Origin of the sequence: Pseudomonas sp. B7 (genome assembly GCF_016735645.1) — a bacterium.
GTDB classification, from domain to species: Bacteria; Pseudomonadota; Gammaproteobacteria; order Pseudomonadales; family Pseudomonadaceae; genus Aquipseudomonas; species Aquipseudomonas glycinae.
In genome coordinates this window covers 14896-39583 of sequence record NZ_JAERRE010000005.1, presented here as the reverse complement: position 1 = coordinate 39583, position 24688 = coordinate 14896, and the positions used below count along the sequence as shown (strand labels likewise).

The following is a 24688-nucleotide window of genomic DNA, read 5'->3' as shown; positions in this document are numbered from 1 at the left end:
TATCGCGTCGATTTGCAGCACGGGCCGACAGTCTTCAGACTGTCGGCCCGCATTCCTTTTGCGATCCATCGCCATGTCCGACACCTTGTTGAAGCCCAGTCTGCCCGGCATCGCCCTGCGTCGCTGGCGAGTGCTGCACCGCGTCAAGCAGAGCCATGCCGCCGAGTTGTTCAAGGTCACCCAGTCGACGATTTCCCGCTGGGAAAGCGGCGTGCAGGCGATGGATCCGGACGCCCATCTTCAGCTCGAACGGCTGCTCGCAGCACGACTCGAAAGCGCCGCCGATCAGGCCCTCGCGCGACTCAAGGCTCATGCAGGCCTGGAGTTGCCGGGGATTCCGGCGGAATACTTTCAGGCGTTGGCGTTTGACGGAGAATTGCCGGTCGGAGTCGTCAGCTACCACGAGGCTTTTGACACCACCGAGTAAGGCCCGAAACACTTAGCGCACCCACCACCGCGCCATCAACCGCGAACTCTGCGGCATCAGCCAATACACCATGTTGAACGAGATCAACCCGGCGACCAGCATCTTGAACAACCACCCCGGCAATCGCAGATCCGCCAGTTCCAGCAGCGCCGCCAGTGCCCATGGCATGGACACCGACAGCGGCCACACGATCAGCCATGACACCAGCCATTGCTTCCAGCGGGCGCCGGCCTCGGTGGTCATGGTTGCTGGCGCCGCAGCACGGCGCGCTGGTAGATGCGGTCGCGGGCCAGGGTCATCGGGTCGCGGCTCAGGGCGATGCCGTCGAGCAAACGGCCGGGGCTGAAGTCGAGGCGTTGCTGGGCGGCTTGCTGGTCTTCGGCGGGCACCAGCGAATCGAGGGTGAAGAGGCCCAGTTCGACTTCGCGGCGGTTTCTTGGCCATGGGATCGAGCCGTCTTCGACCACGTCGCCCGACGCCGCCAGTTGCGCGATCAGACGCATCTGCGCGGGGCCCCTCGCCAGTCGTGCCGTCATTTCATCCTGCAAATAATCGGCTGGCATGCGGGCGGCTTGCTGGTCGCCGATAAGCGATTGGCCGGTCAACGGTTCGATGCGATAGCGAACGATCTGCTCCTGGTTTTCATGGTTGCTGAAAACCAGCGAATTCACGCCGAAGTATTCGATGCTGGTGTAGCTCGACGGCGCCGGTTTCGGCGTTTCCAGAAAGTGTCTGGCCCTCGGATGCTCTGCCAGAAAAGCCTGCAACGGCTGCGGATCCGGCGGTGTGGCGACCGTTGCAGCGATGCCTTTCAGGAAGCCGAGAAATTCCAGAGGCGTGGCCACCGGAAAACCGTCGAACGAATGGCCGACAATGTCGGTGAACTCGCCGTTAGGCAGCTTGAAACGCACCGCGACCCCGCGCGGGCTGGCCATCGGGTCGCCGTCAACCGTGGCCGGCACGCCACTGAAGTTGGAGAACCGCAGGACCACCGGCACCGGTTTCCCCTGCAAATGGGCCGCACGGCTGAGACTCGCCGCCGCAAGTGAAGCCGTGAAAGTCCCGTTCACCAACAGACCTTTGGCATGGGTCGCGCGAAAGCCCGGATGCTTGCCGAACGTAGCGTAAAGCGCATCGAGCAGCGCGTCGTAGAGTTTGTCCTGAGACACCGGATCAGTCCTTGTGAAAGTCAGCGGTTGTTCGCCAGCGGCATAGGCCGGGGACGCACTCAGCGCCCCCGACAACAGCGCGACGATCCACGGTCGGGATAATCGCATCGCGGTCACTCCTGACGCCGACCGGGATTGAGCGCGATGTGTTTGTACTCGACAAAATCATCCATCGCTGCCACACCGTTCAGACGCCCCTGCCCCGACTGTTTGAAACCGCCCTCCTCGAACTCGTCGTAGACCACCGCCCAGTCGTTGACCCACACCGTGCCGGCCTCCAGCTCACGGGCGACCCGCAGCGAGCGGTCGATGTCGCGGGTCCAGACGCTGGCGGCCAGACCGAATTCGCTGTTGTTGGCCAGTTCAATGGCCTCGGCTTCGCTATCGAACACCTGTAGGGTCAGCACCGGGCCGAAGGTTTCGCGCTGGACGATGGCCATCTCCGGATCGCTGACCCGTAGCAGCGTCGGCCGATAGAACGCGCCCTTGGCCAGCGGCCCTTCAGTCACCGGCCCACCGCGCACGATGACTTGCGCACCGGCAGCAATCGCCTCTTCCACCACCTGATTGACACGCTGCACGTTCGGTTTGTCGATTAGCGGTCCCATGTCGCTGTCCGGATCCGCCGCCGGCCCGACCCGCACCGCTTCAAGTCGAGCGGCAAGGCGCTCAGTCAATACGTGGGCGATGTCGCGCTGTACCAGCAGGCGCGAACCAGTCATGCAGAACTGTCCCGAAAACACCGTGAGCGCCTTGACCAGCGTCGGCGCCACGGCGTCGAGGTCGGCGTCGTTGAACACCAGCATCGGCGTTTTGCCACCCAGTTCCAGGCCGAAACGCTTGAGGTGTTGCGCCCCCGCTGCCGAGATCGCCCGCCCTGTGCCGGTGCTGCCGGTGAAGCTGATGACCGGCACCTTTGGCGACTCCACCAGATGAATCGAACCGGTCGCGCCCTGCTCGCTGAACAGGTTGATCACGCCGCGCGGCAGCGACGGTGCTTCACTCATGATCCGCGCCACCAGCGCGTTGGTCTGCGCGGTCTGCCCCGGCATCTTGATCACCGTGGTGCAACCGGCGGCCAAGGCCGGCGCCAGCGAGCGGATCATAAGCACCACCGGCGAATTCCACGGCACGATGATGCCCGCGACACCGACGGCCTGGCGGATCACCAGGGAGATCTTGCCGGGCCGGGGTTGCGCGGCGCGGCCATATTCGGTGCGGGCCAGCGCGGCGTAATAGCGCAATTTGGACGGCACCATGCCGACTTCAAAGGCGGCCTCGGGACGGATCTTGCCGTTCTCCAGCGCCAGGGTGTCGATCAGCTCGGCGGCGTTGAGTTCAAAGACGTCCGCCAGTTCCAGCAGCACTTGGGCACGCAGTTGACTGTCGTCTTTCCATGGGGTCTGCGTGAAGGCTCGTTGTGCAGCTTCGATGCCTTGCTGCGCTTCGGCCAGTCCGCCTTCGGCGTAGCGACCGATCAGCTCATAAGTCGCTGGGTCGATGGAGTCTTTGTAGTCACCGGAATCCAGCCACAGGCCGTCGATCCAGTTCAAAACCTTGGTGTTGTTCATGGCGAAAGCTTCCTTGGATTCAGGCGTAGAGACCGGCGATTTTTTCGGCGGTGGCGATCACGGTGAGGTTGGTGGCAACGGACGGCACGTCCGGGAAGATGGAAGCGTCGACCACCCGCAGGCCCTGCACGCCGATTACTCGGGCTTCGAGGTCGACCACGGCCATGGCATCGCCCGGCCGGCCCATCGGCGCGGTCGAGGTCGGGTGGTGATAGGTGTCGAGCGTGGCTTTGACGCTGGCCAGCAAGGCGTCGTCGGAGTCGTTGCCCTGCCCCGGATTCAGCTCCGAGTGAATCAAACCCTTGAGCGGCGCGGTCGCACCGATCCGCCGTGCCAGACGAATACCGTCCAGCAGGCGCTGGCGGTCCATGGGCTCGGCGAGAAAATTCAGATCGATATTCGGCGCCACCGACGGATCGCGGCTGGCCAGCGTAACCTTGCCTCGGGACAGCGGCCGGGTCAGCGCCACCGCGAGCACGAAGCCCACCTGGGTCGGGCTCTGGTCATGGGGGAACAGGTGGGTCGCGGTGATGTGAATATCCAGATCGCCGTGCTCGGCGCTGCGGCTGTGGGTCCAGAGCTTGGCGCCTATGGCCGGCGACTGGCGACCGATCAGGTCGGGTTTGGCGGCGTAGGCATTGTAATAGAACGGGTGATCCGCCAGGTTCTGCCCGACCGGCAATTCGGCGACCGGCTCAATGTCCAGTGCGCGCAGATCGTCGCCAGGGCCGATACCGGAGCGCAACAGGATCGCCGCGCTGCCGTAACTGCCCGCCGAAAGAATCACTTCGTTGGCGCGTAATTGCTCGCCATTCGCCAGTTGCACACCCACCGCACGTTTGCCGTCGAACAGCACCTTGTCCACCAGGCTGTCGGCGCGAATCTGCAAATTGTCGCGGGCGCGCACCTCGTCCGTGAGGTAAGCCATGCCGGTGTTGACCCGCACGCCGTCGACGATGTTCATCGGGTACGGGCCGACGCCGTTGGCATTCGCGCCGTCGAAGTCGTCGATCATCCGGTAACCGTTGGCGACCGTGGCGTAGATGAAGGCTTTCTGCATTGGTGTGACGTCGGCGCTGCCGAGCTGACGCACCGGCAGCGGCCCGTCGTGGCCATGCAATGCGCTGGCTCCGCCGCTGTGGTTTTCCAGTTTTTTGAACGAGGGCAGCAAGTCCTCAAAGCTCCAGCCCGGCAGATTCCAGCGCTGGAAGTCCGTGGCTCGGGCGCGAATCGCCACCGCGCCGTTGATGGCCGAACTGCCGCCCAGCACTTTGCCGCGCAACGCGCCGATCGGGTGTTCGACATAGCCCGGCCGGGAGGTGTAACCCCACTCGAACTGGCGATTGCCATTGGCACCGACCACATCGCTACTGGCGACGATTTCGGGGTACTTGCCCGGGGCAAAACTCTGACCCGCCTCCAGCAACAGCACCTGGCGCCGGACGTTTTCACTCAAGCGACGGGCCAGTACCGCGCCGGCGGAACCGCCGCCCACCACGATCACATCGACCGGGGCACGCTGGGCAGAATTAACAAGGGTATCGTTCATCGGTTTCTTCCCTGTCAGGCGTCAAAGCGCGCCTGTTGAGGAAGAGCTTATTGAAGGGTTCGAGGGCTCATAAGCCGGGGAAAAACGAATCGCGGTTTCGCTTTTCCCGAACGCCTTAACCGGCCGAATGAGCCCCGAGCAATTGCTCCCACACCGGCGGATTGCCGATCTGTTCGCAGAGAAAATCGGTCAACGCCTGCAACTTGGGTGAAGCCCGCTGGGAGCGTCGGTACACCGCCGAAATATTCCCGCCTCGGGGCGCGTAAGGCGCCAACACCTCCTGAAGTTCACCGTCCACGATAGCTTGCGCCGCCAGAAACGTCGGCAGAATCGCCAGCCCCATACCGGCCTTCGCCGCCTCCATCAACTGATGGCCGTTGTTGGTGCGCATCCGGCAGCGCACACGAAACGATTCCAGCGCATTGTTCACCGGCAGCGTCCACATGCCGTGGGGTTCGCGGTTCACGTAGAGCATGGCGAAATGTTCAGACAGTTCTTGCGGGGTTTGCGGCGTGCCATGAGTGGCCAGATAGTCGGGACTGGCGCAAATGATATGACGATTGGCGGTGATGGTTTTCGCCACCAGCGAGGAGTCCGGCAACTCACCGATGCGGATCGCCGCGTCGTAGCGTTCTTCGTGTAGGTTGACGTGGCGATCGTCGAATTCGATGTCCAGGCGCAACTCGGGATAGCGTACCGCGAAGGACGACAGGATCGGCGTCAGGTAACGAATGCTGAACGCCATCGGCGCCGCCAGCCGCAGGCTGCCGCGCAGGCTCGATTGAAAGGCCAGCACCGCGTCTTCCGCCTCTTCGACCTCCGACAGAATCCGCACGCAATACCGATAAAACACCTCCCCGGCCTCCGTCAGCCGGGCCTGCCGCCCGCGTTCGAGGACGATGCTGCCGAGTCGTTTTTCCAGTTGCGCAATCCGCTGGCTGACCATGGATTTGGCGGTGCCCAGTTGCCGGGCTGCCTCGGTGATACTGCCGGTGTCGACCACCATGAGGAACGATTGCATCTCGCAAAGCTTGTTCAAGTTCTACATCCAGTGTGTGCAAGGTTCGGACGGCGCAATCTACGGCTCGCCCGGCATCGCCCACCAGAGCCGAAAACGGGCCGCTGCTTCCCACACAATGGACAATCGGGCTTGTATAGTTGGCGTCCCTTTTCCAGCGAATCTCGCCCCGTGCTAGACCTCAATGACCTGCAGTATTTCGTGATGGTGGTGGACCACGGCGGCTTTGCGCCGACGGCGCGGGCGCTGGGGATTCCCAAGTCGAACCTGAGCCGGCGCATTGCCTTGCTTGAGGAGCGTCTGGGCGTGCGCCTGATCATCCGCAACACCCGGCACTTCTCGGTGACGGAGCTGGGCCAGACCTACTACGACCATTGCCGGGCGATGCTGAAACAGGCCGAGGCCGCCGAAGCCGCGATTGCCATGACCCGCGCCGAACCGGGCGGCGTGTTGCGCGTGACCTGTCCGACGACGCTGCTGGAAGAATGCGTCGGCGGGATCATCACGCGCTTCATGGCCATGCACCCGCGCGTCGAAATGCATCTGGAGGCCAGCGACCGGCAGGTCGACGTGGTGGCCGAAGGCGTCGATCTGGCGTTGCGGGTGCGGCCGCCGCCCTTGCAGGATTCCGAGCTGGTCAGCCGGGTGCTGTCGCAGCGGCCGCAGTGCCTGGTCGCCAGCCCTGCGCTCTTGAGCCGGCTGGGTGAACCGAGCGAGCCGGAAGACCTGTCGCGCTTCCCCAGCGCTCACCACGGCAGCCCGCAGCAGGTTTACAGCTGGACGCTGTTCCATCAGGACGGTTCCGAGTTCACCCTACAACATCGCCCGCAATTGATCACCAAAGGCCTGCCGATGCTGCGCTGCGCGGCCATCGACAGCGTCGGCGTTGCGCAGATGCCAATGTCGCTGGTGCATGACTTCATCGAACGCGGCCAATTGGCGGTGGTGCTGCCCGACTGGGCGCCGCGTACGGAGATGATCTACGCGGTGTTTGCCAGCCGTCAGGGCATGCTGCCGTCGCTGCGGATGCTGATCGACTTCATGGCCGAGCAGTTCGAGTTGCTGGACGATCCGCTGCGCGGAATGCGTACAAAAGCCTGAGGCCATTACTCACAGTTCGTGTTTAACCGCTTCACCAATGCGCTCTTGATGGCATTTCTGCGATCAATATTCTGTCCTCATGTTGTTTTTGCCCCGGAAAGAAAAGAGCGCAAGCCATGCCCAGCCCGAGAACGCTGTACCAGAAGCACATCGACAGTCACACCGTCTGCACCCTCGACGATCAGGGCCACGTGCTGCTTTACATCGACCGCCAGGTCGCCAACGAATACACCAGCCCGCAAGCCTTCAGCGGCCTGCGCGAGGCCGGGCGCACGGTGTGGCGGCCTGCGGCGACGCTGGCGGTGGTCGATCATGTGAACCCCACCGCACCGAAACGCATCGCGACCATGCCCGACGCCGGGGGCGCGCGGCAGGTGTCGTACTTCGAAGAAAACTGCCGCGACTTCGGCATCGAGCTGTTCGATGTGCTGGACAAGCGCCAGGGCATCGAACACGTCGTAGCGCCGGAACAGGGTTTCATTTTGCCGGGCATGGTGGTCGCGGCCGGTGACAGCCACACCACCACTTACGGCGCACTGGGAGCGTTCGGTTTCGGCATCGGCACCTCGGAAATCGAGCACCTGCTGGCAACCCAGACGCTGGTCTACAAACGTCTGAAAACCCTGCGGGTGACGGTCAACGGCGAACTGGGCGCAGGCGTCACCTCCAAGGACATCATCATGGCGCTGATCGAAAAGATCGGCGCGTCCGGCGCCACCGGTTACGCCATCGAGTTCACCGGCCCGGCCATCAGCGCCCTCAGCGTCGAAGCGCGCATGACCATCTGCAACATGGCCGTCGAGGCCGGCGCCCGGGGTGCGTTCATGGCACCGGATGACAAGGTGTTCGCCTACCTGCAACACAAGCCGCGTGCGCCCAAGGGCAAGCTCTGGGAGCAGGCCATCGATCACTGGAAAACCCTGCACAGCGATGAGGGCGCAGTGTTCGATCGCGAAGTCATCCTTGATGTCGCCGAGCTGGAACCAATGGTGACCTGGGGCACCAGCCCCGATCAGGCCGCGCCGATCAAGGCACACGTGCCGGATCCGGCCGCCCAGCCCGATCCGATCCTGCGTCAGGGCCTGCAGCGCGCCCTCGACTACATGGGGCTGACGCCCGGCATGCCGCTGAACGAAGTGACGATCAGCCATGCCTTCATCGGTTCCTGCACCAATGCGCGGATCGAAGATTTGCGTGATGTTGCCCGCGTGGTGCGCGGCAAGCGTGTGGCGGCCCACGTGCGGGCGATGATCGTTCCCGGCTCGACGTTGGTGCGCAATCAGGCCGAGGACGAAGGCCTGGCGCAGATCTTTCTCGACGCCGGTTTCGAATGGCGGCAATCGGGTTGCTCGATGTGCCTGGCGATGAACGACGACGTGCTCGCGCCAGGTGATCGCTGTGCGTCGAGCACCAATCGCAACTTCGAAGGCCGTCAGGGCGCCGGTGCGCGCACCCACCTGATGAGCCCGGCGATGGTCGCCGCCGCCGCCATCAGCGGCCATTTGACTGACGTGCGCACCGTCGCGCTGGAGGCTTGAACCATGCAACCTTTCGACACCGTCAGCGGCAGCGCCGCGCCGTTTCTTGCATCCAACATCGACACCGACGTGATCATGCCCAAGCAGTTTCTCAAGGGCATCGATCGTCAGGGGCTGGATCGCGGGCTGTTCTTCGATCTGCGCTTTCTCGCCTCCGGCGAACCCAACCCTGAATTCGTGCTCAACCAGCCGGCCTGGCAGGACGCGGCGTTTCTGGTGACCGGCCCCAACTTCGGTTGCGGCTCCAGCCGCGAACACGCGGTATGGGGCTTGAAGCAAGTGGGAATCCGGGCCTTGATCGGCACCACCTTCGCCGGGATTTTTTACGACAACTGCCAGCGCAATGGTGTGTTGGCGATTCAGCTGGACGACGCGCAGTTCAAGCGTGTAGCCGAGGCGATCAGCGTTCCGGCGACCGCGCGGATCAGCGTTAACCTGGCGCAGCAGACCCTCGAGCTGGCGGACGGTACGCTGATCGAATTCGAGATCGATCAGTTGCGCAAACAGTCGTTGCTGCTCGGGCTGGACGCCATCGGCACCACGCTGCAACGCACCGAGCAGATCCGCGCCTTTGAGGCACGGCATCTGGCGGACAATCCCTGGTTGGGTTGATGGCAAAAAAACGGGCGGTTCATTGAACCGCCCGTTTTCATTCCACGGACAAATCGCGGAAGTACTCTTCCAGAAACTCCACGCATACCCGCAGCTTTGCCGACTCGCTGAGCCGGGTCGGATAGACCGCCCAGACGTTGGCGCTCTGGGTGTAGCCGTCCAGCACCTGCACCAGCCTGCCCTGCTCGAGCATCGGTTTGACGTCCCACATCGAGCGCAACAGGATCCCGCCGCCGCTCAGCGCCCACTCCAGCACAATCTCGCCGCTGTTGGAGGACAGCGGGCCATTCACCCGCACCGTCTCTTCTTGCCCGTCCTTGCTCAGGGTCCAGATGCCGAACGCGTTGTTGCGCTCCTTGAGCACCAGACAATCGTGGTCTTTCAGGTCTTCGAGAGATTGCGGCGTACCCCGGCGTTCGAGGTATTCCGGCGTGGCGCACAGCACGCGCCGATTGCTCACCAGTTTGCGCGCCAGATGCTGGCCCGGCAGGTCATCGCCGACGAGGATTTCCAGATCGAAGCCCTCGCCCACCAGATCGACCACCCGGTCGAACACGTCCAGCCGAATGTCGAGTTTCGGGCACGCCCGGGACAACTGACTGATCGCCGGCGCCACATGATTACGGCCGAAACCGAAGCTGCTGCAAATGTGCAGCGACCCCGCCGGCTGGTGCCGGGCCTGGGAAATCTCGCCGAGAAACTGATCGAAATCTCCCAGCAATTTCTCCGCCCAAATTCGTACGCGCTCGCCGTCATCAGTCAGCGCGATGCGTCGGGTGGTGCGGTGCAGCAGCTTGCTCGCCAGCGTGGTTTCCAGCACCGAGATGCGCTTGCTGACGTAGGCCGGTGAAAAGCCCAACTCGTCGGCGGCGCTGGCAAAGCTGTTCTTGCGGATGACGGTAAGGAACACCTTGAGGTCTTCGGGCAAGGGAAATTGGTCACGATTCGTGTTCATAGGCCGCATGCTTCCGCTGTTTATCACGCATTTTGCGAAGGATACCATCGAATCACCGCCTCGCCACCCGAGCCCGGTGCACCGTGGTTTCCCGTCAATCCTCGATAAAAACAAACATGAGGACATGCGTCATGAGCGACTCCCTTGAGCAATCCCTGAACGTCGACGGCCCGCGCGCCGACGGCATCATCCAGCGCCTGCGCACCTACGAGATCGGCGTCATCCCGCTGCCGATCTTCCTCGGCATCGCCGTGATCGTGTTTCTGTCGGCCCACCTCGGCTTTCTGCCGAAGAACATGATCGGTGGACTGGCCGTGATCATGACCATGGGCGTGTTCTTCGGCCAGATGGGCTCGCGTCTGCCGATCCTCAGGGAAATCGGTGGCGGCGCCATCCTGTGCCTGATGCTGCCGTCGGTGCTGGTGTTCTACGGCTTCTTCGGCGCGCCGACGATCGACGCGACCAAAATGCTGATGAAGGAAGCCAACTTCCTGTACTTCGTGATCGCCAGCCTGGTGGTCGGCAGCATCCTGGGCATGAGCCGGTTCATTCTGGTCCAGGGCATGATCCGCATATTCATCCCCTTGCTGGCCGGCACCCTGGCCGCCGTCGCGAGCGGGCTGATCGTCGGCAAGCTTGCCGGCTACAGCGCTTACCACACGTTCTTTTTCATCATCGTGCCGATCATCGGCGGCGGCATCGGCGAAGGCATCCTGCCGCTGTCCCTGGCCTATTCGACGATCCTCGGCGGCACGCCGGACATCTATGTCGCGCAACTGGTCCCGGCGGCCGTGGTCGGCAACATTGCAGCGATCATCTGCGCCGGTTACCTGGCACGGCTGGCGCTGAAACGCCCGGCCATCAACGGTGAAGGGGCGCTGATTCGGGCGAAAGCCGAAAACGATAAATTCAAGGTCAAGGATGAGTCCGCCACCGCCATCGACCTGCGACTCATGGGCGCTGGCGTGCTGGTCATCTGTGCGTTCTTCTTGCTCGGTGGCCTGCTGGAAAAGGTCGTCGGGATTCCGGGGCCGGTGATGATGATTCTCGCGGCGGTGCTGTTCAAATACGTGCGCGTGCTGCCGGAGAAGCTGGAAAAGGCGCGCAGTCTTTCTACAAACTGGTGTCCGCCGCCTTCATCTGGCCGGTGATGATCGGTCTTGGAATGTTGTATGTGCCGCTCGACAGCGTGGTGAAGGTGTTTTCGATCGGCTATGTGCTGGTGTGCCTCAGCGTGGTGGTGTCGATGACCGTCGCCGGTTTTTTCATTGGCAACCTGATGAAGATGTACCCCATCGAATCGGCCATCGTGACCTGCTGCCACAGCGGTCTGGGCGGCACCGGCGACGTCGCGATCCTGTCGGCGTCGAACCGGATGTCACTGATGCCCTTTGCGCAGATTTCCACCCGGATCGGCGGCGCCTCGACGGTTATTCTGGCGACGCTGTTGCTCGGTTTCTTCGCCTGAACACTGGATGAATGCCAAGTGATAGCGGTTGCGGTGGCGCACACCGCAACGGCCAGAATGACCGTTCGGCGCTTTTTCTGGCAGCCCTGCACAAACGGGTCTAGGGTTGCGTGGCTGGCAAAATGCTGGCCACTTGGCAAACGTCCTCGACGAGCGCCATCAGCGGCACTGGAAGAAAAATCAGGGATGGTTTTTGTGCTTGCGCGGGTATTGCACTCTTGAAGAGTGAACGACCTATCCCTGTGTTTCGTTGCTTTCTATCAAGGACAGAAAGATGACCAACGTACAGGCGAGATTTCCCCATTTGCCCTTTCGGCAAACCCCTTCATTGACGCCCGAGGTCAGGCCCGACGGTTTTGGCTGACGACGCTTGCGCGTGAGCCGGCGCTGCGGCGTCGCCCCTGCGCGAACCCTGTTTGCGAATTGATCAGATCCCGACGGATCAGGTTGTCACGTCGCCGAGAATCCCGGTTGCCGGTGGTTCTGGCGGATGTCGTTCGCCTGCCTGTCAGGAAAGGCGCCCCTTCTGCGCAAGGGGTCGAGCGGCACACACCCACGAGGAAGGCCTCGATATGACCGGTTCAAACCACAACATCCCGCCCTACGGCGTCGCCATCCAGAGCGCGATCACCGGCGGCGATCTGCAACAGATGAAGACTTTGTTGAAGCAGCGCGATTCAACGAAGCCGGAAGCGAAGGAGCTACAAACCGCGTACGAAAAACTGGCCAAAGAAGTTTCTCGACTGGAAAAACCCTAAGGCCATTTCCCACATTGCAATGGAGGCAATCAACATGTCAGCAACTCAGCAAAATGTCGGCTTGTTCCCGGTGAGCTACCGGATCGGTACGGGCCAGCCGGGGGCGCAGAGTCTTGCGCTGAACCTGCTGGTGTCCACGCCACAGCAGCAGGTCACCGGCAACGCCGCGGTGACTCAGGCGACCAATCCGCCGCTCGACATCGACTCGGACGTCTGGGGCGAATACACCTACATGACGGTGATGAAGCCCGGTGTCAGCAAGATCCTGATCACCGCCCAGGGCAACCATGGCGGCCCCGGTTCCAACTCCATCATCAACTTCAAGATCCATCTGGTGATCGGCACCGACTGGCGCGAAGGCGTGGCCAACTATGAGTACTTCGACGGCCAGCGCTGGCACGAACTGAACAACGTGCCGGCGCATCTGGTGGAGGTGCCTTCGAACGTTCTTCAGGCTTTCAATCCCGGCCCGGTGATCGAGCCGCACAAACCGGTCCTGCCGTTGTATGCCGCGCCGATTCAGGGCGCCATCGCCAGCGGTGACCTGGCCCAGATGAAGAGTCTGTCCGCACAGGCCAGACAGCAGCTGGAGCAATTGCCGCAATTGCGCATAGCGGTGGACGCCGCCAAGACAGAAATCAGCCGCTCGCAAAGTCGCTGATCGGCTACAGGAACCATTTCTTTCACAAGGGAGCAGCATCATGTCGATCGGACTTTTTCACACCCGCCTCATCGCCAGCAATTCACTGCTGGGCGCACCGGTTCTGACCCTCGATATCGTGGTCGATACTGTCCGCAAAAAAGTCAGCGGCACCGCGAGCGTGTTTCAAAGCACCTGGCCTCCGGTCAACTTCCATGCCCGGGTCTGGGGCGATTATTCCGAGGCCAGGCTGACGCCGTCGGCCGAGAATTACATCATTCTCACCCTCGACGGCAGCCCGAGCGGTCCGCTGAGTCAGATCGCCCAGACCTTCCACCTCAAAGGCATTCTGGGCGACTGGACCAGCGGCTTTGTCGATTACCGCTACAACGAAAGCGGCCAGTGGCAGGACGTGCGGCACGTCGCCGTGCATCAGGCACCAAGTGTCGAGCCACTGCCGCCCGAGCATCACGTCCAGCCGCTGTATGCCGTGGCCGTGCAAACGGCACAGGCCAGCGGTGATCTGGCGCAGTTGAAAGTCGCCGTGCAGCAAGGCGAGCAACAGCTGGCCCACGAGGGCGCCTTGCGCAGTGCCCTTGAGCAGTTGAATGCGGAAATCGCGCGACTGGAAGCACGCTAAGTCGTACGGCCCGGGCGCGGTCCTGGGTGACCGCGCCCGGTCTTCCTGCCCATCGAGGTCAGTCCAATCGTGCCGCGCACAGGCCCGTGCGCAAGGATCTCCCATGACAGACAACCGCCCTGCCCGCTACCTCAGCGACACCGATCTCAAACGCTACGTGCCGGTGCACGTGGTCTGGGAAATCACCCTCGCCTGCGACCTCAAGTGTCTGCATTGCGGCTCCCGCGCGGGGCATCGGCGTCCCAATGAACTCAACACCCGCGAATGCCTCGAGGTGATCGATTCCCTCGCCGCCCTCGGCACCCGCGAGATCACCCTGATCGGCGGCGAAGCCTATTTGCGCAAGGACTGGACGCAACTGATCCGCGCCATCCACGACCATGGCATGTACTGCGCGATCCAGACCGGTGGGCGCAATCTCACACCGGCGAAGATGCAGGCAGCGGTCGATGCCGGGCTCAACGGGGTCGGCATTTCCCTGGACGGCCTCGCGCCGCTGCACGACAAGGTGCGCAACGTGTCCGGTTCGTTCGACAAGGCTGTGGACACCCTGCGCCGGGCCAAGGCGTCGGGGCTGGCGGTGAGCGTCAACACCCAGATCGGCGCGGCCACGTTGCCGGACCTGCCGGAGCTGATGGACACCATCATCGAGCTCGGCGCCACCCATTGGCAGATCCAGATCACGGTGGCCATGGGCAACGCCGTCGACCATCCGGAACTGTTGCTCCAGCCGTATAAGCTGCTGGAAGTGATGCCGCTGCTGGCCCGGTTGTATCGCGAAGGACTGGATCGCGGATTGCTGATGAACGTCGGCAATAACATCGGTTATTACGGCCCTTACGAACATCTGTGGCGCGGCTTCGGTGATGAGCGCGTGCACTGGAGCGGCTGCGCCGCCGGCCAGACCGTGCTGGCGCTGGAAGCGGACGGCACGGTGAAAGGTTGCCCGTCACTGGCGACCGTCGGTTTTTCCGGCGGCAACGTGCGCAACATGAGCCTGCACGATATCTGGCACTACAGCGAAGGCATGCACTTCGGCCGCCTGCGCTCGGTCGATGATCTGTGGGGCTACTGCCGAAGCTGCTATTACAACGACGTCTGCCGGGGCGGCTGCACCTGGACGTCGCACTCGCTGCTGGGAAAACCCGGCAACAATCCTTACTGCCACTACCGAACCCTGGAATTGCAGAAACAGGGTTTGCGCGAGCGCATCGTCAAAGTCGAGGACGCCGCCCAGCGCTCGTTTGCGGTCGGACGTTTTGACCTGATCACTGAACGCATCGACACCGGCGAAAAAGTCAGCAGCGTCAGCGACAGCGGGCAAGTGATCAAACTGGCCTGGATCAATCAGGGCCAGTCGTCCCCCGAGGAAGGACGCCTGCCGACACAACTGGCCCTGTGCCGCGACTGCCTGCAATACATCCACCCCCACGAATCGATCTGCCCGCACTGCCGCGCCGATGTCGCCGCCGCCGAGGCCCGGCACCTGAACGACCGGGCCCGGCAGCAGGCAATCATGAAGACGCTGACCGGTTTACTGGCGGGAGTGCCGAGTTCATTGAGTTGAGACGGCGGCGGGTGCCGTTCGCCCGTCTTTCGGGCTTCTTCGGTCGCTCTGATTCTCGGGGCCATCGCTGAAAAAGCCCGGAAAGTCTGACCGGCGCTGCCGTCCGGGAAATAAGTAGCTGTTTTCCCTGAAATTTATTTGTTTCAGGGCTTCACAGAATGGAAGAGCGCTGGTAAAGTGCCGCCCACTGTTGCAGAGGTCCTCCCGGGACTGAAACCAATAGCTACAGGGGCGTCGCCAAGCGGTAAGGCAGCAGGTTTTGATCCTGCCATGCGTTGGTTCGAATCCAGCCGCCCCTGCCATTTTTTCCTCGTTTCACCCTCCTCCGTTTCACCTCTGCCTCAACGGCATATCATTTTTTCAAATTCAACGTAATAGCCGAACGCACCAGCGCTTTCAGAGCCTTGGTATCGATCTTGTCGTCTTCGTGAACATCAATCGCCCGCCGGGTATTGCCCTCCAGACTGGCGTTGAACAGTCCTGACGGATCCTCCAGCGCCGCGCCTTTGGCGAAGGTCATTTTCACCACGGCCTTGTAGGTTTCCCCGGTGCAGATAATGCCGTTGTGTGACCAGACCGGAACGCCGCGCCACTTCCACTCCTCGACGACCTCCGGGTCGGCCTCGTGAATGATTGCACGGATCTCGGCCAGCTTCTGGCCGCGCCAGTCATTCAGTTCCTTGACTCTTGCGTCGATCAGCACAGAGGGATTCTCAGTCGCCGCGCCGCTGCTGTCCTTCTTCATATCCTTGTACTCCCGAAACCTTTTCCGCTATCCAGCGTAGCGCCGACTGCGCCAAACGCCGGGCAAAAAAAAGCCCCGCAAGGTGCGGGGCAAAGGAATTGGTTGGTTGCGGCCAACCAAAGGAGCATCGTCAAAAAGCGTTAACCGTCAGGCGTTACAGGCACTCCTGGGCAGCCCGTTCAAAACTCGACGGCATGAAACTCGAAGCCAGCAAGTGGCGCTCATACAAAAACACCTTGCCGCCGTCCTGTGCCTTGTAGGCTTCCAGCACGTTGTCCGCCGCCACCTTGCTCGGTACCACGATCCGGTAGCTGCGCTGGGTCTGTGACACGGTCGGGTTCAGCGCGCTGCCCTGCAGCTTGGGCACCACGCATTCGGCGTACTGGGCAGGCGTCTTGTGCGTCTGCAGGGTCAGCGTCGGATCGTTCGGCGCAGAGGCGCAAGCGGTCAGCAGCAAAGTGGCAGACGCCATGGCAGGGATAAAAAAGGCACGCATGGGTAAAATCCTGAAAATAAAAGGTTCGGTTCTTCGGCAACGTTCAGTGTCACGGGCACTGCCGTTGCCGTTTTTGCTTCAGGTGTTCAGCCTGCACTCACCAGGGCTTTGAGCGAGTCATCGAACTGCTTCAAGGCACTGAGTTGCAGGTCGCGCTGCTGTTCAATTCCGGCAGCGATTTCGGGCGCTGCCTTGTTGTGTACCCACACCGACGGCAGTTGCTTCTCCACCGCGCCTTCGGCCTTGCCGATGTATTGCAGGTTGGCGTCGTAGAAGCGTGCGGCGAAACGCGCTTCGACCTGGCTGTTGCGTTGGGTCAGCAGACGGTTGTGGGTGTCGAGCATCACCACTACGTCCGGATGAGCCTGCACCAGTGCATCGAGGCTGTCGTAGACGGTCACCGAGAGAAACTGCTGTTGCAGCGAACTCATCAGCCAGTCGATGGCCAGCTCCGGATCGGAGCTGTCGACGAAGGCGTCACGGATCCGCGCATCGAGCGCGTCCTTGGCACCGTTCACCGCCACATCGTGGTAACGCTCGAGGTATTGCAGGTTGTCCAGGGTGTTTTCGCTGTACAGCACACCGACGGTTTGCGAGTGCTGCAGCGCGGCGCTGCTGGCGGCGACGGGCAGAAAATGGCACGAGTTGGCATCGTCTGCGTAAGCCGGGGCCACGGTGGCGGCCACCCCGCCCATCAGCAGGGCGACTACAGCCAGTCGGGTCAAAGTCTTCATCGCGCAATTCCTTCAGCAGCGTGTTCGATGGAGGTGATTTTCCGCCCATCGGCGCCAAAGCAGAACTTGCGTTTCTTGATGGTCACTATTACTTGAACCAATAGTTGCGCGGCGTGCAGACTGCTGCACACTCAATCACAACGAAAACAGATGAGGATTACCCGTGCGAACCTTTGATCTGATCCGCGATGCCGTCCTGCCCGAATTCCGCGACCGGGTGGCCGAATACCTGGTCGAATACGAAACCGTGCTGGGCCAGTCAGCGAACGATTCAGAGTCGGTGCGGGCCGTGGCCAATCAGTTGCGCGGTTATCTGCGCGGCCTCAATACCACCCGAGTGCTGGGCATGGCGGATTGGGAAGAGCTCGACCGGCGCGTGCTGAACACCTGGCTAGCGCCCGCTCGATGACACGCTAGACTCTTCAGGCTGCGCCCGCAGCGCCAGACCTGGAGGTGTCCCATGAGCAATAACACCGAACCCACGACATTCACCGGCTGGGCCGCCACTTCGGCCGGCGCACCGCTGGAGCGCTTCAGTTACGACCCCGGCCCGCTGGGAGATGAAGAGGTCGAAGTCGCCGTGGAGTACTGCGGCGTCTGTCACTCCGACCAGTCGCTGATCGACAACGACTGGGGCATCAGCCAATACCCGTTCATTCCCGGCCATGAAGTGGTCGGCCGCATCGTGCGCACAGGCCCGCAGGTACGTGGTCTGGAAGTCGGTCAGCGCGTGGGGATCGGCTGGTACAAGGGCAGCTGCATGCATTGCTCGTCCTGCATTGGCGGCTCCCACCATCTTTGCGCCACCGCAAAACCGACGATCATCGGCAGCCATGGTGGTTTCGCTGATCGACTGCGCACCCACTGGGCCTGGGCGCTGAAACTCCCGGACAATCTCGACCCGGCCCTCGCTGGCCCGCTGTTCTGCGCCGGTTCCACGGTCTTCAATCCGTTGGTGGAATTCGACATCAAGCCGACCGACCGGGTCGGCGTGGTGGGTATCGGCGGCCTCGGTCACCTGGCGCTGCGGTTTCTCAATGCCTGGGGTTGCGACGTCACGGCCTTCACCTCTTCCCTGAGCAAACAGGACGAAGCCAAACGCCTCGGCGCCCACAAGGTCGTCGCCTCCACCGACAGCGAAGCGCTGAAAGCGATTGCCGGCACCCTCGACTTTCTGCTGATCACCGCCAACGCCAACCTCGACTGGACGGCCATGCTCGCCACCCTGCGCGGCAAGGGCCGGCTGCACTTCGTCGGCATCGTGCCCGACGCGATTCCGGTGCACGTGTTCAACCTGATCCCGCAACAGAAATCCCTGTCAGCCTCCCCGGTCGGCTCGCCCGCCACGGCAGCGACCATGCTGGAATTCTGCGCGCGGCATCAGATCCTGCCGCAGGTCGAGGAGTTTCCGATGAGCAAGGTCAATGAAGCCGTCGACCATTTGCGCAGCGGCAAGGCGCGGTACCGGATTGTGTTGAACGCCAGCAAATGAAGGATTTGGCGCGCCGACTGCCGTCGGCGTGTCACTTGCCTCACATAGAAGCTGATTGCATTAATAAATAAAAAAACAGTATTTATCGTTATAAAAATCTCGGCGTACTCTCACCTCATCCCGTCATTGAACACAGTGAAGTGCGCCATGAAACCGACTGACAACCTGATCGACTTCGCCGTCTACCGCAAACGCCGCCACGCCCAGCAACAGGCCCGGCTGATGTGGGAAATGTATGCGCGCAATGCCGGTTATCAGGCTTGGCAGTGGGTGCAGGCCGCGCGTTCCAGCGAGACGCGTCAAGCGTGAACGCGCGTGAACCCTCGCGCTTTCTGGCGAGCGCCGATGAACCTGTGCTGGACCTGAACAACCTCGAATCCCTGGAAGAAGACCCGATCTGTGAACGCGTCGCGCAGAACCTGCAACGTCTGCGCGGCAAGCGGCATCTGTCGCTCGATGCCCTCGCCCGCCAGTGCGGCGTGAGCCGGGCGATGCTGGCGCAGATCGAATCCGGGCGCAGCGTGCCGTCGATCAAGGTGCTGTGCAAAATCGCCAAGGGTTTGAAGGTGTCGGTGGCAGCGTTTCTGGAACATCGCGCGTTTGAAGGCGTGGCCGTGTTGTCGGCGAGCAAGAGCAAGCGACTGGTGAGTGCCAGCGGCGCGTTTGTCAGTCGCGCCTTGTTTCCATTTGACGTGGCGCGCCAATCGGAATTCTACGAACTGCGTCTGAGCCCCTTGGGCGAAGATCAATCCGAAGGCCACGGCCCCGGCGTGCAGGAAAATCTGGTGGTGGCTCAGGGCGTGCTGGAGATCAGCGTCAACGACGAGCGCTATCTGCTATCGACGGGCGACTCGATTCTGTTTTACGCCGACCAGCCCCATCGTTACCGCAACCCCGCCGACAGTGAAGCGGTGGCGTATCTGGTGGTCACTTACCCCGAACGCCTGGACTGAAAAACAGACAACAAAAAGCCCGACCGGGAATTTCCCGGTCGGGCTTTTTCATGCGCTGGCGAAAATCAGCAGGTGCAGCACATCATCGGCATGCCGTTGCAGCTCATCATCATCGGCATGCTGCAGTCGTTCATCATCTTCATCATCAGGGCGCAGCAGTTTTTCATCATGTCCATGTTCATGCCCGGCATCGGCATGATTTTGCACATCATGCAGTCGGCCATCATGGTGCATTCCATCACGCACTTCATCGATGGCATCGGCATGCCCATCATCGGCATCGGCATCATCATGTTCATCATCGGCATGGCCATGGCCGCCGGGGACATGCACATCATGCTCATGTTGCCGCAATGCATCATCATCGGCATGCCGCAGTCCATCATCATCTGCATCATTTCAGCGCTGTTCTTGAACATGGCCATGTCCATGCCAGCGGCCGGCATCATCTTGCACATCATGCCGTCGTCCATCATGTCGCAGCTCATGGTCGCCATCATCATCGGCATGCCCGTCATCGGCATCATCGGCATGTTGGCGTTCATCGGCATTTGCATCTGCATGGCGTTCATCATGGTGTAGCTCCCTGAGGATTAAGAACTGGATGAGAAGTTGATGGAGCCGATTCTAAGGATTGGAAAATCCGCAACAAGCTGTCCATCGAGCAGCAAAAACTGCTGTTCAAGCGCTTCAAGTGCAGCGTTCCGTGCGACTTGAACCGTTGCAGCAGCAGAGTAGACGCAATGACAGATCCGGCAAATGCGGGAACAGGTTTTTAAATGCCATGGATATGCGATCAAACACCAAGCAAATAACTTAAAGAAATAATCGTTCTAACCAGCGGGCATTATTTTCATTGTATTTGCTTATTCCATTAGTTCAGCGACGATCCACTTTTTAATCTTTTATTGCTATTAACCGCCCCCTCTATAATTCGGGACAGTTCTTAACAATAAGGAAGTTCCATGCCGCAACGTTTACTACTGGCAGCACTGTTCCTGGCGGTCGCCGGGTGTGCCAGCCCTCCTCCGGTGTCCGTGCATACCAAGGATCCCGTCAGTTCGACCCTGCAAGGCGATGTCACGCGGCCAGCGCAGGCGCAGTGGGTGCGCACCGAGTTGTATTTCTCGGTGGGGCCGCTGGAAGGCAAGGAAGGTGTGGTGAGCCCGGCGCGCTGGCGCGAGTTTCTCGATCAGGAAGTGACGACGCGGTTCCCGGACGGGTTCAGCGTGTTCGATGCGTATGGGCAGTGGAAGGACCACGACGCGAAAGTGCCCGAGCGACTGGCGACCAAGGTGATTGTGATCCTGCACGAAAGCACCGCGAAACGTGAGAGTGACATTGAGTCGATTCGTTTGGCTTACAAACGGATTACGGGGGATTTGTCTGTGCTGCGGTTGTCTCAGCCGGCGGCGGTGTCCTTCTGATCCGAGGTCTTTTGCAGAGCCTGCCGAGGTGTCGACACCAGGCGGCTCAACCCGGCCAGCAACAACGCCCCCACCATCAAAACCCCAATCCCCAGAAACGCCCCCAACCCCACCACTGTCACACTGGAATACAGCATGTACACGCACAGCCCGAAGAACAACAGCGGCAAAACCGGATAAAGCGGCACCCTCACCGGCCGGGGCACCTCAGGAAAGCGCCTGCGCAGAATGATCAACGCGAGACTGCTCAAACTCAGAAACAGCCAGTACACCGGCGTCAGATACTCAACCATGGTGTTGAAACCGCTCTGGGTAAAACTGCCAAACAACACCAGCAACAACGCCACCGCCCCCTCCGCCAACAACGCCTTGCGCGGGACGCCATCGCGCTCATCCCACTCACCGAAGCGGCGCAGTTGCGGCACATCGCGGGCGGCGGCGTAGGTGGTGCGGGCGCCGACCAGCAAGGTTGAGTTGATAGTGGCGATGGCCGCGATGCCAATCATCAACAGAATCAACAACACGCCGGGAGCACCGAAGGCGCGGTTCAACAATTCCACCGCCGGCGCGTTGCTCGCCGCCAGGCCTTCGAATCCCAGCCCTTGGACGAACGCCCAGTTCAGCGCCAGATAGATCGCCATCAGCACCGTCAGCGCACCGAGCATGGCGATGAAGATCCCGCGTCGACCATCGCGCACTTCGGCGGACAATGTCGCTGCATCGCTCCAGCCGCCGAAGGCCAGAAATACGAAGATCATCGCCGCTGAAAATTCCGCCGCGCCCGTGTGTTCGGGCACCACCGGATCACTGGGCAGCGTCGGTTCGATCCCTTGCCACGCCAGCCAGACCCCGGCGCTGGCAATACTCAGGAACCCGAGAGCAAGCAGCCCGACCAATACCGTCTGCGTCATGAAACCAATGTGCTTGCCCGTCAGATTCAGCAGCACCAACGCGACAATGATCGCGCCGGCAAACAGCCCCGACCCGTAATGCCCCAACGGCACGACAGCATTGAAGTAGTCGGCAAACATGAACGCCGACAACGCGATCCACCCGGTGTGCATCACCGAGAATCGCGACCAGGCAAACAGGAAACCCATGCGCTCGCCGTAAGCGGTGCGCAGGAAATGATAGTCACCGCCCGGATGCGGGAAGGCGGTGGCCATCTCGGCAAAGCACAAGGCCCCGGCCATCGACGCCAGTGCGCCGAGCACCCAGACACAATAGAAATGTTCCGGCCCGACGTTCAAGGCAACGGTCGGCGCGGTTTTGAGAATATCGGTGGTGATGACCATGCCCAGCGTGATCAGCAATGCCTGGAACACCGGCAGGTGCCGCTTGGGGCCATTGGTTTGAGTCATGAAGGTTCCCGCTGATGATCCGCCATCCATGGCGGAAAAGACTCAGAAGCCGTAAGTCGCGGTGGCGTAGTAATACGCGCCGTTGGTGCCGATCGGCGACAGCACGTCGTACGGCAGGTTGCCGCCGTAGTTGATGGCCGAGCCGGAGCGTTCCGGGTAGTTGTCGGTCAGGTTGTTGCCACCCAGGGCGATGCTGAATTTCGGGGTGAATTTGTAGGTCACCTCGGCGTCCAGTTGCCACACCGCGCCGTAGGTTTGCTCAGGCTGCGAGTCGCCGAAATCGAACACCCGAGTAGTTTCGCCCTGGCGGGTCAGACGCCCGAGCAGGCCCCAGTGTTCGCTGGTCCAGTTGGCGGAAAACACGAAGCGATCCTTGGGCGCGGCGTCGGTCAGGGTGTTGCGTTCCTCGACGCCGACCAGCGCGTCATTGCCGATCCCTAAGGCGGTCAGTTGCGACGGCGTGCCCTTGGTGCTGGTGACCTTGGTGTGGTTGTAGGTGTACGCGGTGGTCAGGCCCAGTTGCCCGTCGTAGAACGGCTGATGGTAGTTGAGCACCAGTTCGGCACCGTCGGTGCTGGTGTCGGCAGCGTTGGTGAAGAAGTTGACGTCGTGCACGCCCGGCACGCCGAAGTTGTCATTGATGTAGCTTTCCAGCGCGTCGCTGCCGATTCGCTGCGACAGGGTGATGCGGTCTTTGACGTCGATACGGAACACGTCGAGCGACGCATCGAAGCGTTCGTTCAACTGGAACGTCAGGCCGAGGCTGAAGTTCTTCGAGGTTTCCGGATCGAGTTTTTCCGCGCCCAGGGCACGGGCAATCGGATCGTTGACCGACAGCACGCGGATATCGGTGAGCGTGCCGCCGTCGCCGAAGTTGCTGGTGGTGTTCTGGAAGCCGCTCTGGGCCAGCGACGGCGCGCGGAAGTTGTTCGACACCGCACCGCGCAACGCCCATTGATCGGTCAACTTGTAGCGACCGCTAAGCTTGCCGGTGAGTTTGCTGCCCGCATCGTCGTAATGTTCCCAGCGCGTGGCGGCATCGACGAAGAAACGGTCGGTGAGATCACCGGACAATTCGGCGTAGGTGCCGAACACGTTGCGATCCAGATCCGACTCCTCACTCGGGCGCAGGCCGTTGGCGCCATCGGCCCCGGAACCAATATAGGAAGCCTCGTCCCCGGCAAAGGTCAGGTAGTTTTCGTAGCGATATTCACCGCCCACCGCCAGCACGAACGAGCGGCCACCGAGGCGCAATTCGCGGCTGAAATCCAGGTTGGTGGTGGTCTGGCGCAACTCATAGTCGCCAGTGTCGAAGCGGGTCGGCGAGTCCGCGCCGAGGCTGACGTTGAGGGTGCGACGGGTTGCCGATTCGAAGCGGTTGCGACCGTGGGTGACGCTGCTGTCGAAATCCCAGTCGTCGCCGATCAGGCCTTTGTAGCCGGCGGTGGCGGAGATGTCGGTGTTGTCGCCCAGCGATTGCGGCAGATAGCCGTTGGGGTAGAACTGCGGCTGCTCGGACGGGTAGCGGTAGAACTCGGCGCCGGTGGTGTGGCGTTCGTTGTAGGTGCCGAAGCTGTAGGCCTTGCCGCCGGCCAGCGGCAATTCGCCGTTGAACCAGGCGTTGACGTCCCGCGCCACGCCGTCGCCCATCACGTAGTTGCGCTGGCCCGGGGTGTCGGCAAAACCGTCGTAGCCGGCACGGTTGGTCGGGTTGCGATCCTTGTACTCGGTACCGCCGCGAATGAACCCGCCCTCCTCACCCAGCCGCGTGCCGATCTTGGCGGTGGTCACGCTGTTCTGGCCGTCGGTGGTGGTTTTGCCGATGGCGTCCTGGTGGGTGTGGTAGGCGCCGTAGCTGGTGGAGACTTCGCCGCCTTCGGGGGCGTCGTCGAGGATGATGTTGATCACCCCGGCAATCGCGTCGGAGCCGTACTGTGCACCCGCGCCGTCGCGCAGCACTTCGATGCGTTTGATCGCGCTGATCGGGATCGAGTTGAAGTCCACCGGCGCCGTGCCGCGACCGATTTTCGACGAGTCGTTGACCACGGCCGAGGTGTGGCGGCGCTTGCCGTTGACCAGCACCAGCACCTGATCCGGGCTCATGCCGCGAAGCTGCGCGGCGCGCACGTGGTCGGCGCCGCCGGAGTTGGACTGGCGCGGAAAACTGAACGACGGCAACAGCGTCTGCAACGCCTGGCCCAGCTCGCCGCCACTGGCGCCGGCGGTCTTCAGGTCCTCGGCGGTCAGCACATCCACCGGCACCGGCGAATCCAGCACCGTGCGTGCGGTGCCCCGGGTGCCGGTGACCAGCACGGTGCCCAGCCGTGTGTCATCGTCGACGCGCGCGGAAGTCTCTTCGGCTTGCGCAGGAAGTTGCCAGATTGCACTGACAACAGCGATGGCGAGTAATGAACGCGAACGGTGAATCATGCGACAGCTCCTTGAATCGCAGTTAATAACCGGCCGC

24 protein-coding genes, 1 tRNA gene and 2 pseudogenes are annotated in these 24688 nt (G+C 61.8%); 15 read left to right on the top strand and 12 right to left on the bottom strand.

Annotation, left to right across the window (positions count from 1 at the left end; translation table 11 throughout):
- Positions 1–73: 73 nt before the first annotated feature.
- Positions 74–304, top strand: a pseudogene (locus JKA62_RS13175) (helix-turn-helix domain-containing protein); the annotation flags it as partial.
- Positions 305–439: 135 nt separating this feature from the next.
- On the opposite strand, the gene JKA62_RS13170 reads toward JKA62_RS13175, so the two are convergent.
- From JKA62_RS13170 to JKA62_RS13150, 5 genes are all read right to left on the bottom strand, one after another.
- Positions 440–670, bottom strand: a complete 231-nt coding sequence (locus JKA62_RS13170; protein ID WP_041475231.1) for a hypothetical protein — start codon at positions 668–670, stop codon at positions 440–442.
- Positions 667–1704, bottom strand: coding sequence for a catalase family peroxidase (locus JKA62_RS13165; protein ID WP_011333788.1), 1038 nt, complete (start codon positions 1702–1704; stop codon positions 667–669). Before JKA62_RS13165 ends, JKA62_RS13170 begins: the two co-directional genes overlap by 4 nt.
- A gap of 5 nt (positions 1705–1709) precedes the next feature.
- A complete protein-coding gene (locus tag JKA62_RS13160) occupies positions 1710–3167 on the bottom strand; it encodes an aldehyde dehydrogenase family protein (RefSeq protein WP_011333787.1) in 1458 nt (485 codons plus the stop codon).
- A 19-nt stretch (positions 3168–3186) separates the two neighbouring features.
- On the bottom strand, positions 3187–4716 hold the full coding sequence (locus JKA62_RS13155; protein ID WP_011333786.1) for a GMC family oxidoreductase: 1530 nt from the start codon (positions 4714–4716) through the stop codon (positions 3187–3189).
- A 115-nt stretch (positions 4717–4831) separates the two neighbouring features.
- Entirely contained in the window at positions 4832–5755 is a 924-nt protein-coding gene (locus tag JKA62_RS13150; protein WP_201818109.1) for a LysR family transcriptional regulator, read from the bottom strand.
- Positions 5756–5905: 150 nt separating this feature from the next.
- Between JKA62_RS13150 and JKA62_RS13145 the strand changes: the two genes are divergently transcribed.
- The 3 genes from JKA62_RS13145 to leuD all read left to right on the top strand — a co-directional run bounded on the left by JKA62_RS13145 (position 5906) and on the right by leuD (position 8985).
- Positions 5906–6835 (top strand): LysR substrate-binding domain-containing protein, encoded by a 930-nt coding sequence (locus JKA62_RS13145; RefSeq protein ID WP_041475229.1) that lies wholly within the window; start codon positions 5906–5908, stop codon positions 6833–6835.
- Positions 6836–6951: 116 nt separating this feature from the next.
- The gene (leuC, locus tag JKA62_RS13140) at positions 6952–8373 is read left to right on the top strand and encodes a 3-isopropylmalate dehydratase large subunit (protein ID WP_201818106.1); all 1422 of its coding nucleotides are present in this window, start codon (positions 6952–6954) and stop codon (positions 8371–8373) included.
- Positions 8374–8376: 3 nt separating this feature from the next.
- Positions 8377–8985, top strand: a complete 609-nt coding sequence (gene leuD / locus JKA62_RS13135) for a 3-isopropylmalate dehydratase small subunit (RefSeq protein WP_011333782.1) — start codon at positions 8377–8379, stop codon at positions 8983–8985.
- Positions 8986–9022: 37 nt separating this feature from the next.
- On the opposite strand, the gene JKA62_RS13130 is transcribed toward leuD, so the two are convergent.
- On the bottom strand, positions 9023–9940 hold the full coding sequence (locus tag JKA62_RS13130) for a LysR substrate-binding domain-containing protein (RefSeq protein ID WP_041475228.1): 918 nt from the start codon (positions 9938–9940) through the stop codon (positions 9023–9025).
- 131 nt (positions 9941–10071) lie between these two features.
- Here JKA62_RS13130 and JKA62_RS13125 point away from each other — a divergent pair.
- The 6 genes and pseudogenes from JKA62_RS13125 (at position 10072) to JKA62_RS13100 (ending at position 15315) form a co-directional block, all read left to right on the top strand.
- Positions 10072–11408: pseudogene (locus tag JKA62_RS13125) on the top strand (2-hydroxycarboxylate transporter family protein).
- Between the two features lie 572 nt (positions 11409–11980).
- Positions 11981–12166 (top strand): DUF1843 domain-containing protein, encoded by a 186-nt coding sequence (locus JKA62_RS13120; RefSeq protein ID WP_041475227.1) that lies wholly within the window; start codon positions 11981–11983, stop codon positions 12164–12166.
- A 34-nt stretch (positions 12167–12200) separates the two neighbouring features.
- Positions 12201–12827 carry a DUF1842 domain-containing protein gene (locus JKA62_RS13115; RefSeq protein WP_011333778.1) on the top strand — a complete coding sequence of 209 codons (627 nt, stop codon included), beginning with the start codon at positions 12201–12203 and terminating at the stop codon, positions 12825–12827.
- Positions 12828–12867: 40 nt separating this feature from the next.
- Positions 12868–13446: a DUF1842 domain-containing protein gene (locus JKA62_RS13110; protein ID WP_011333777.1), complete on the top strand. Its 579-nt coding sequence runs from the start codon at positions 12868–12870 to the stop codon at positions 13444–13446.
- 103 nt (positions 13447–13549) lie between these two features.
- Positions 13550–15013, top strand: coding sequence for a GDL motif peptide-associated radical SAM/SPASM maturase (locus JKA62_RS13105; RefSeq protein ID WP_011333776.1), 1464 nt, complete (start codon positions 13550–13552; stop codon positions 15011–15013).
- A 227-nt stretch (positions 15014–15240) separates the two neighbouring features.
- A tRNA-Gln gene (locus JKA62_RS13100) sits at positions 15241–15315 on the top strand.
- Between the two features lie 50 nt (positions 15316–15365).
- On the opposite strand, the gene JKA62_RS13095 is transcribed toward JKA62_RS13100, so the two are convergent.
- The 3 genes from JKA62_RS13095 to JKA62_RS13085 form a co-directional block, all read right to left on the bottom strand.
- A complete protein-coding gene (locus JKA62_RS13095; protein WP_201818103.1) occupies positions 15366–15758 on the bottom strand; it encodes a DUF1801 domain-containing protein in 393 nt (130 codons plus the stop codon).
- Positions 15759–15912: 154 nt separating this feature from the next.
- Positions 15913–16254: a hypothetical protein gene (locus tag JKA62_RS13090; RefSeq protein WP_115077529.1), complete on the bottom strand. Its 342-nt coding sequence runs from the start codon at positions 16252–16254 to the stop codon at positions 15913–15915.
- 86 nt (positions 16255–16340) lie between these two features.
- A complete protein-coding gene (locus tag JKA62_RS13085; protein WP_064381948.1) occupies positions 16341–16988 on the bottom strand; it encodes a hypothetical protein in 648 nt (215 codons plus the stop codon).
- A gap of 163 nt (positions 16989–17151) precedes the next feature.
- Here JKA62_RS13085 and JKA62_RS13080 point away from each other — a divergent pair, with 163 nt between their 5' ends.
- From JKA62_RS13080 to JKA62_RS13065, 4 genes are all read left to right on the top strand, one after another.
- Positions 17152–17397, top strand: a complete 246-nt coding sequence (locus JKA62_RS13080; protein ID WP_085655376.1) for a hypothetical protein — start codon at positions 17152–17154, stop codon at positions 17395–17397.
- A gap of 51 nt (positions 17398–17448) precedes the next feature.
- Complete coding sequence (gene ahr, locus JKA62_RS13075; protein WP_039773073.1) at positions 17449–18480, top strand: NADPH-dependent aldehyde reductase Ahr; 1032 nt, start codon at positions 17449–17451, stop codon at positions 18478–18480.
- 147 nt (positions 18481–18627) lie between these two features.
- Positions 18628–18789, top strand: a complete 162-nt coding sequence (locus tag JKA62_RS13070; RefSeq protein ID WP_170928274.1) for a hypothetical protein — start codon at positions 18628–18630, stop codon at positions 18787–18789.
- A 53-nt stretch (positions 18790–18842) separates the two neighbouring features.
- On the top strand, positions 18843–19433 hold the full coding sequence (locus JKA62_RS13065) for a helix-turn-helix domain-containing protein (protein ID WP_201818391.1): 591 nt from the start codon (positions 18843–18845) through the stop codon (positions 19431–19433).
- A gap of 65 nt (positions 19434–19498) precedes the next feature.
- Here JKA62_RS13065 and JKA62_RS28925 read toward each other — a convergent pair whose 3' ends face one another.
- Complete coding sequence (locus tag JKA62_RS28925) at positions 19499–20008, bottom strand: hypothetical protein (protein WP_007955499.1); 510 nt, start codon at positions 20006–20008, stop codon at positions 19499–19501.
- Between the two features lie 390 nt (positions 20009–20398).
- Here JKA62_RS28925 and JKA62_RS13055 point away from each other — a divergent pair, with 390 nt between their 5' ends.
- Complete coding sequence (locus JKA62_RS13055; RefSeq protein ID WP_201818098.1) at positions 20399–20860, top strand: DUF3574 domain-containing protein; 462 nt, start codon at positions 20399–20401, stop codon at positions 20858–20860.
- Here the strand turns inward: JKA62_RS13055 and JKA62_RS13050 are convergent.
- Together JKA62_RS13050 and JKA62_RS13045 are read right to left on the bottom strand one after the other, a co-directional pair.
- Positions 20836–22221 (bottom strand): APC family permease, encoded by a 1386-nt coding sequence (locus JKA62_RS13050; protein WP_201818095.1) that lies wholly within the window; start codon positions 22219–22221, stop codon positions 20836–20838. The genes JKA62_RS13055 and JKA62_RS13050 overlap by 25 nt on opposite strands.
- Positions 22222–22263: 42 nt before the next feature.
- Positions 22264–24651 (bottom strand): TonB-dependent receptor plug domain-containing protein, encoded by a 2388-nt coding sequence (locus tag JKA62_RS13045; RefSeq protein WP_064381954.1) that lies wholly within the window; start codon positions 24649–24651, stop codon positions 22264–22266.
- Positions 24652–24688 lie beyond the last annotated feature (37 nt).